Annotated in this window: 9 protein-coding genes; all 9 read left to right on the plus strand. The window is 42.2% G+C overall.

Annotated features, from left to right (window positions below; all coding sequences use genetic code 11):
• Positions 1 to 359 precede the first annotated feature (359 nt).
• The 9 genes from H9625_RS16610 to H9625_RS17930 all read left to right on the plus strand — a co-directional run bounded on the left by H9625_RS16610 (position 360) and on the right by H9625_RS17930 (position 7,878).
• On the plus strand, positions 360 to 1,865 hold the full coding sequence (locus H9625_RS16610) for a UpxY family transcription antiterminator (RefSeq protein ID WP_191765409.1): 1,506 nt from the start codon (positions 360 to 362) through the stop codon (positions 1,863 to 1,865).
• A gap of 341 nt (positions 1,866 to 2,206) precedes the next feature.
• On the plus strand, positions 2,207 to 3,745 hold the full coding sequence (locus tag H9625_RS16615; protein WP_191765411.1) for an MATE family efflux transporter: 1,539 nt from the start codon (positions 2,207 to 2,209) through the stop codon (positions 3,743 to 3,745).
• Positions 3,742 to 4,965, plus strand: a complete 1,224-nt coding sequence (locus tag H9625_RS16620; protein ID WP_191765412.1) for a Coenzyme F420 hydrogenase/dehydrogenase, beta subunit C-terminal domain — start codon at positions 3,742 to 3,744, stop codon at positions 4,963 to 4,965. The genes H9625_RS16615 and H9625_RS16620 overlap by 4 nt, the downstream gene beginning before the upstream one ends.
• 41 nt (positions 4,966 to 5,006) lie before the next feature.
• Entirely contained in the window at positions 5,007 to 5,204 is a 198-nt protein-coding gene (locus H9625_RS16625; protein WP_191765413.1) for a hypothetical protein, read from the plus strand.
• Between the two features lie 8 nt (positions 5,205 to 5,212).
• Complete coding sequence (locus tag H9625_RS16630; RefSeq protein WP_191765415.1) at positions 5,213 to 5,467, plus strand: hypothetical protein; 255 nt, start codon at positions 5,213 to 5,215, stop codon at positions 5,465 to 5,467.
• A gap of 17 nt (positions 5,468 to 5,484) precedes the next feature.
• Positions 5,485 to 5,778 carry a GNAT family N-acetyltransferase gene (locus tag H9625_RS16635; RefSeq protein ID WP_317173130.1) on the plus strand — a complete coding sequence of 98 codons (294 nt, stop codon included), beginning with the start codon at positions 5,485 to 5,487 and terminating at the stop codon, positions 5,776 to 5,778.
• 78 nt (positions 5,779 to 5,856) lie between these two features.
• Positions 5,857 to 6,969, plus strand: a complete 1,113-nt coding sequence (locus tag H9625_RS16640) for a polysaccharide pyruvyl transferase family protein (protein ID WP_191765417.1) — start codon at positions 5,857 to 5,859, stop codon at positions 6,967 to 6,969.
• Positions 6,970 to 7,017: 48 nt separating this feature from the next.
• Positions 7,018 to 7,281 carry a hypothetical protein gene (locus tag H9625_RS16645; RefSeq protein ID WP_191765419.1) on the plus strand — a complete coding sequence of 88 codons (264 nt, stop codon included), beginning with the start codon at positions 7,018 to 7,020 and terminating at the stop codon, positions 7,279 to 7,281.
• A gap of 57 nt (positions 7,282 to 7,338) precedes the next feature.
• The gene (locus H9625_RS17930; protein WP_191765421.1) at positions 7,339 to 7,878 is read left to right on the plus strand and encodes a glycosyltransferase family 2 protein; all 540 of its coding nucleotides are present in this window, start codon (positions 7,339 to 7,341) and stop codon (positions 7,876 to 7,878) included.
• The last annotated feature ends 16 nt before the right edge of the window (positions 7,879 to 7,894 follow it).

The following is a 7,894-nucleotide window of genomic DNA, read 5'->3' on the forward strand; positions in this document are numbered from 1 at the left end:
CTTTCATTTACAAATTTAATAATTCTCTTGGCTTTATGCTATTTTGCTAGCACATTACAAACATAGGAACTAAATTTTTTTCTTATCTTTGCAACGAAATCACCGCTTCATACATACGAACCATAGCGAAGCGGCAAGATTGAATCAAGTTAACAAACTGAATATTAAAACCTTGTGATATGGAAGCAATATACTTGAAGCACATGATGCTTTATTCTTCTTGTCACATAAAAACGGTAGACCATTGCTGCTGAGTTTCGTCCAGAATCCTACCGCTACACCTGGAAAAAGGTACTTCAGAACTTTCATGCAATTGTCATGAAGGGAACATGGGAAATACATTTAAATGAAGCATACAAATGATCGACAAACTCAATCATTTGGATTACTGCTGGTACGTTGTGCGCACCCGGCCTCGTCAGGAAAAAAAGTTTGTAAAACTTTTAGAACAATACAAGGCGAAGTCTAAAAACATTCTCGAAGTCTATGCACCTACCCATACCACAGTCACAGTCCGTGGTGACAATGGCGACAAGCAGGCACCCTTGTTTGTGGGAATTGTATTTGTACTTGCTACCCAAAAATCGTTGATAGACTTTATGGAAGAACACGCTATGGAGGGCGTTGTGCAGTACGAGCGCAAAACAGAGAAAGGAGAAAAGACACGCATGCGTGTTATCCCTGAAGAACAAATGCGCGCTTTCCGGGATTTCAACGAAAACTACGCAGAACAGATGATTATCCTTGAACGACCATACACCGACTATGCATTCAACCCCAAGACAGGTAACCCCAACGAAATTGTGCGCGTCATAGACGGTCCGCTAAAAGGACGGGAAGGATATATCGCCCGCTTCCGCAGAGATAAACGGCTGGTGTTCCAAATGCGGGGACTAAAGAAAGACAGTTACCTCACCGTTTCCCTTCCCAACATCTGGAACTTCCACGTAGTCCGCCTGCACAATGCCGAAGGCGACCGTTTGTCCATCGGTACCGAAAAAGGACGTGCCATCGACCTGCTCATCGGTATCCTGCAAGCCTGCGGCTATGGCGAACAGACACTCCCCTTACTCTACGAAATCATAGACAGCCTGATTGTCAGACCCTCATTGGTTTCCCTTTGCCAAGACCTTCATAAAAAAGGCAACACAGCCTTAAGCATGCGACTGGCACAAATAAACGGCAATGAGGCAGAACTCATCCTGAATCTCGTGCGCTACGAGCATGACAATCCCGGCTATGTAAGGCAAAACTGGCAGAAGCTCGTTCTCCGTCCGTACCTCACTCCGACAGCAGGTATAACATTGGAAGACAGCCAGGACGAGACAAAGCTTCAGCATACACACTTTACAGAAATCATCCGTAAAATAGAAATAACAGAAGAAGCTTACTACCCCAGCAAGAAAAAAAACGAAAGCATTACCACGACTTATTATGCGCACATCGGCATCCTGAAGGATAAGGAAAAAGACGAATATACATTCTTCGCCAACTGGGACGAATTCCTCGGCGAATACTTCCTGACGGCAGAAAAAGCCAACGAAAAACTGGTTAGCGGAACCATCCGAACTGCTCACGGGAACAATACGGACAACGGAAAGCAAGAAAAGCTCATCGAGTCTTTCCGCAACTACGCCCCTTCCCTCTATAAGGTATTGACGGATACGTCTTCGGCAGTAAAAGCCATACAAAGGCTTACAATCGGTACAGATACCTTGAATGTGATGGCAATAACGACCACCGACCCCGAAAAAGGTAAAAACGAATTGATAAAAACATGCACCGATATCTGCCAGGAGATAAACACCACCACACACCTTGCTATATGGCGCAGGTACTTACAGACGGTATGGCTGCATCAATAAACCGTCGGAGAAATCAAGAAAAAATAGAGAATAATCTGAAAGCCTGTTTTAAGAGACTGTGTCTTGAATTTATCGCGTGCTGATTCGGGACCTCATAACTGCGTTGCTTGTAAGATTATTAATCTTCACGCCGAAAGATTATTAATCTTCAAGCTGTAAGATTAATAATCTTACAAACGATGCAGCTATATTGCGGAGAGAACAAAGCTTGCTTGACATGCCGGATATGTAAGCCAGCATAATTGAAGAAGCGGATTTGCAACCCAGTGTAACACCGGCTGTGTGTATTCCATAAAATGCACATTCACACACGGTTCAAAGTATAACTATTTATTTTATTCATGGAAAACACTTCTGCAAACAACAAGCGCATAGCCAAGAATACGCTGCTGCTGTACTTCCGTACCCTGTTCATCATGCTCGTCACACTTTATACGAGCCGTGTGGTGCTGAACACGTTGGGCGTGACGGATTATGGTATTTATAATGTGGTAGGAGGTGTGGTGGCAATGTTCGGTTTTATCAACGGTTCCATGTCATCCGCCACGCAGCGATACATTACGTTTGCATTGGGAAAGGGCGATCAAAGCAATCTGCAGAAGGTGTTCAGTACGGCGTTGCAGATACATGTTCTTATCGCTGTATTGATTGTGGTTTTAGGCGAAACGGTCGGACTATGGTTCATGTACACCCAAATGCAGATACCGGCAGACCGCATGGATGCAGCCTTCTGGGTGTTGCAGTGTTCGATAGCCTCTACCGTCATCATGATAATCAGTGTCCCTTACAATGCCGATATTGTCGCACACGAAAAGATGTCGGCTTTTGCTTATATTTCTATTTTGGAAGCCGTGTTGAAATTGGCTGTCGTTTACATGCTTGTTGTTTTTTCGTCTGACAAACTGATACTTTATGCCTTTCTTATTTTAGCAGTACAGTTGCTTATACGCCTGTGTTACAGCCGATATTGCAATCGGCATTTTGAAGAATCCAAATACCGTCATGTTTGGGACAAGTCCTTGTTCAAGGAAATGACTGGATTTGCAGGGTGGAGCATGTTCGGCAACTTATCTTCCGTACTTTTCAGTCAGGGACTGAATATGCTGTTGAATGTCTTTTTTGGTCCGGTAGTCAATGCAGCCCGTGCAGTAGCCGTACAGGTTCAAAGTGCCATACAGCAGTTTGTCACCAACTTTCAAATGGCACTCAATCCTCAGATAACCAAGACATACGCCAAGGGAGAAATGGGTGAGATGCACAAACTGATGTTCCGCAGTGCAAGGTTTTCCTTTTACCTGTTGTTCTTGCTGTCCTTGCCGGTGCTGTTTGAAACAGACTTTATCCTTACAGTGTGGTTGAAGACGGTTCCCGACCATACGGTAGTCTTTTTAAGAATCATGATTTGTACATCGTTGCTTTATACGTTATCCAATCCGTTGATGGTTGCCAATCAGTCAACCGGAAAAGTAAAGAGATATCAGGCAGTATGCGGTACTATCCTGTTGATGATACTTCCCATTTCATACATCTGCCTACGGTTTGGATGCCCTGCCTATTCAGTATTTATCGTCCATTTTGCAGTGGAGTCAATCACCCAGATTGTCCGCATGCTTCTACTTCGTCCCTTAATCGGCATACGGGTGCAGGATTATCTGAAACATATTTATCTAAAAGTGTCAGTTGTGGTAATTCTTTCCGTTATCCTGCCTTTCTTGGTCTATGAAAATATGGATGCTACGGTATTACGCTTTTTTACGGTTTGCACAGTATGCGTATTGTCTGTCGGGACGATAGTATATATGGTTGGATTATCTTCAAGCGAACGTGAGTTTATCTATGCGAAGGTTATCGGAATCTACAATAAGTTTTTACAGAAATGATAAAGATTGTAAACAAACAGGATTGCTGTGGCTGTTCGGCATGTGTCCAGCGGTGTCCCAAGCATTGCATCACATTGAAAGAAGACGGGGAAGGCTTTCTTTACCCACATGTTAATTCTGACGAGTGTATTGATTGCGGATTGTGTGAGAAAGTCTGTCCGGAACTGCATCATGGCGAACGGCATATCCCGTTGGAGGTGTATGCTGCCAAGAACAAGGATGAATCCATACGTATGCAGAGCTCTTCAGGAGGTATCTTTACCTTGCTCGCTGAAAAGGTAATACAGGAGGGGGGAGTCGTATTCGGTGCTGCATTTGATGTGAACTGGGAAGTGATGCATACGTATGCAGAAACAATGGAAGGGCTTGTGGATTTCCGTGGTTCAAAATACATGCAAAGCCGTATAGGTACTGCTTATCAGGATGCTGAACGCTTTTTGAAGATGGGGAGGAAAGTTTTATTCAGCGGCAGTCCGTGCCAGATAAAAGGGCTGAAGCTGTTCTTACGGAAAGGCTATGATAACCTGATAGCAGTCGATTTCATTTGTCACGGCGTGCCCAGTCCGAGAGTATGGCGCGAATACCTGAAAGAGACAATCGCCCGTAAGGTTGGAAAAAATTCAGTTTTGCCTTACCCTATGCCCTGTAAAGCGAAAATCCACTCCGTTGATTTCCGTTCAAAATCAACAGGTTGGAAAAAATACAGTTTTGCTCTTACCCTCTCCGAGACGTCAGTCGAAGGAGACAAAAATACAGTTTTGCTCTCTTCCGTATTTTCCGAGAACCCTTTCATGAGGGCTTTCCTTGCCGATTTAACACTCCGGCCGAGCTGTTACAGTTGCCCGTCTAAATCGGGCAGGAGCGGAAGCGACCTCACAATAGCCGACTATTGGGCTATCCCACAGGTGGCACCGGAGTTTGACGATGACAAAGGAGTGAGCCTTGTATTGGTACAGACTGAAAAAGGAAAATCGTTCTATCAATCCTTGAAAGAAAAGACGACCTTTATAGTTACAAGCTATCAAGAAGCGCAAGGGGCGAACGGAGGATTCAAGGAGAAGACACCGATGCATCCCAAGCGTAGCCGGTTCTTTACAGAGTTTGCACAAAGTGATGATATAATCGGGTTAATTGACCGGACTCTCCGGATTCCTTTATACAGAAAATTACTGAAAAAAGTAAAAAATGGAATCAAGAAAATGCTTAAATCAGATAAGTAATCGGAGTGAAAAATTGCATAAACACTTGTAAATCCATATCTTTGCATATCATTAAAGTTGAAGGAGGATTTGCTATGTTAGGAGTGAATGTAAAAAGAGAACCTGTAAGAGGTAAGTTTGCCCGTGAGATTCGGGAGCGGATGCGCCGTATCTTGTCTGAAGAGTTGAACGAAAACGACAAAAAAGAAATCCGTAAGCACAAACAGATTATGAAAGGCATAACTGTTGTCTGGAAATAAAAGTAAGCATGGAACTTAGCATTGAAGTCTTGAAAGACAGGCAATTCCTGCACGATTTCCGGTGCGGAGTTCCGGCGATGGACCGTTTTATTCAGGACGGTCTGTATCTTAGTGTCCTTCACCATTATTGCCAAGCCTACATTGTCAAGTTAGGGGAAGAAGTAATAGCCTTGTTTGCTCTGAGTTTTGACTCATTGGATTTGGATGAAGATGACAAGAATGACCTGATGACAGGAATATCTGTAGCAGATCCCCCTTATTAACAGAAAATTACAAAGAGATATTCTTAAGCAAACCCCATTATCCGGCTTTAGAGATAGCCTATCTGGCAGTTGACGAACGTTACAGCCGTCAGGGTTGGGGACGTATCATTATTGAGGCTATAGCCGATAAGGCACAGACACAGGAAATGGCAGGCTGCCAGTTTCTGACCGTAGAGGCTTTGAACGTACAAGGTCATAATGCTGTGACATTTTACTCCAAGTGTGGCTTTTCGCCCAGCGAATACCCCAATCCTAATAAAGGCACCTTACGTATGTTCCGCACGCTTTATCCGGAAAAGGGAGAAGAATAAACTCACAATTTATACCTTATTATATATAGGCGACTGTGTTCTTTTGCAGTCTCCTTTCATTCCATTGTCTTTATCAAAATGAAAATCGGGATTTTAACGCTTCCCCTCCATACCAATTATGGAGGGATACTTCAGGCGTATGCCTTGCAGACGGTATTGGAACGGATGGGGCATGAAGTTTGGGTGATTGAGAAAAAGCGCAAACCTTTTCAGTTACCTTTATGGAAAGCTCCTTTGGTATACGGGAAACGTATTATAAGGAACGTTACCGGACATCCTTTCCCTATATTCTATGAACAGAAAATAAATCGTGAAAAGCCTATCATACAGCAGAACACAGACAAGTTCATTCATAAGTATATCAAGCGAAGATTCGTGGATGATTTTTCAGAGATTAAGGAAACGGATTTTGATGTAATTGTTGTGGGGAGTGATCAGGTATGGCGTCCGAAATATTTTAAAGATAGCATAGAGCATGCTTATTTGGATTTTACAAAAGACTGGAACATCAAGCGTATTGCATACGCTGCCTCTTTCGGGACAGACGAATGGGAATATACCCCTGAACAGACCAGACGCTGTGGAGAACTGCTGAAACATTTTAATGGAATTTCTGTAAGAGAGGATTCTGGAGTGGATTTGTGCCGTACACATTTTGGCGTAGAAGCCCAGCAGGTCCTTGACCCGACTATGCTTTTGACAAAAGAAGATTATATTCAGCTGTTTGAGAATACAGATACACCGAAGAGCAAGGGAACTTTGCTGAATTATATTTTGGATGAAACCCCTGAAAAGCTTGCATTGATAGATCAAATTGCCCAAGAAAAGAATTTAGTGCCTTTTCGGGTGAATTCGAAAGTAGAAAATAAAAAAGCTCCTTTGAAAGAGCGCATACAGCCGTCTGTAGAGCAATGGCTTCGTGGGTTTTATGATGCGGAATTCGTTGTAACCGATTCTTTTCACGCTTGTGTATTTTCTATTTTGTTTAACAAACCATTTATAGCCATAGGAAATGAAGATAGAGGTACGTCACGTTTTACCTCGCTATTGTCAATGTTCGGGCTGAAGGATAGATTAATAACAGGTGGAACAACTTTTAGGCTTAATGAAGGGAATGATGCAAACGCAAACAAAAAACTTTATAGTTTGCGGCAAAAATCAATGGGCTTTATAACGAAGGTAAATGGGTAGAACTTTTATTTATAAGAATAAGAATAACAATAAAATACTTTACATTTTATGGGAAACGAAAATAATGATTTGGATAGATTGCATGAGATTATGTCTAAAGCGGAAGAAAAAAGTCATGATGCGTACACACAGTTAAAGACTACACAAAAAGCACGTAAAGACCTAAAAAGGTCTATCTTAGAAAAGCAAAAAGAAAGACGTAAAACTGATGAAAGCATCATCACGATAAAGAATGAAGAACTTGATGAATTGGACGGTTTGAACGATAGAATCGACCATCTTAACGATGAAATCTGTAAAACTAAGAAATAATCTTCCACACTGATTATTAAAGTCTTTAGTTGATAGTACAATTAGAATTTTCAATTTATGTCTTTTCCTAAAATCTCAGTTATAGTTCCCGTTTATAATGTGGAACAATATTTGCCACGCTGTATAGACAGCATATTATCCCAAACATTTACTGATTTTGAATTGCTGCTGATTGATGACGGGAGTACGGATAAATCTGGTATGATTTGCGATGAGTATGCTAAGAAAGATAACCGGATTAGGGTGTTTCATAAGAAAAATGGAGGGGTAAGTTCGGCTAGGAATGTTGGATTGGATAACGTAACTTATGCATCTAGGGAGGGAGTAAATATTCTCAATAAATATATTCTCTTTGTCGATAGCGATGACTATTTGTGTTTACAGCATCTTCAGAATTATAATGATAACTTAAATGCTGATATAATTTGGCAAGGATATAGATTGTTTGATCAGATGTCGGGAGTCACTATTTCGGAAAAAAGAGCTGAAGCTCAGTTTGCCTCAAACAAAAAGGCCTGTGTAGATTTGTTTTGCAAACCCCACCGTCAAGTTAGAAGTGCAACTCCGCCACCGCCTTCCTCCGTCCTTGGAGCGTAGCGGAAAGGGCGGAGGA

It is taken from the genome of Phocaeicola intestinalis, assembly GCF_014837065.1.
GTDB classification, from domain to species: domain Bacteria; phylum Bacteroidota; class Bacteroidia; order Bacteroidales; family Bacteroidaceae; genus Phocaeicola; species Phocaeicola intestinalis.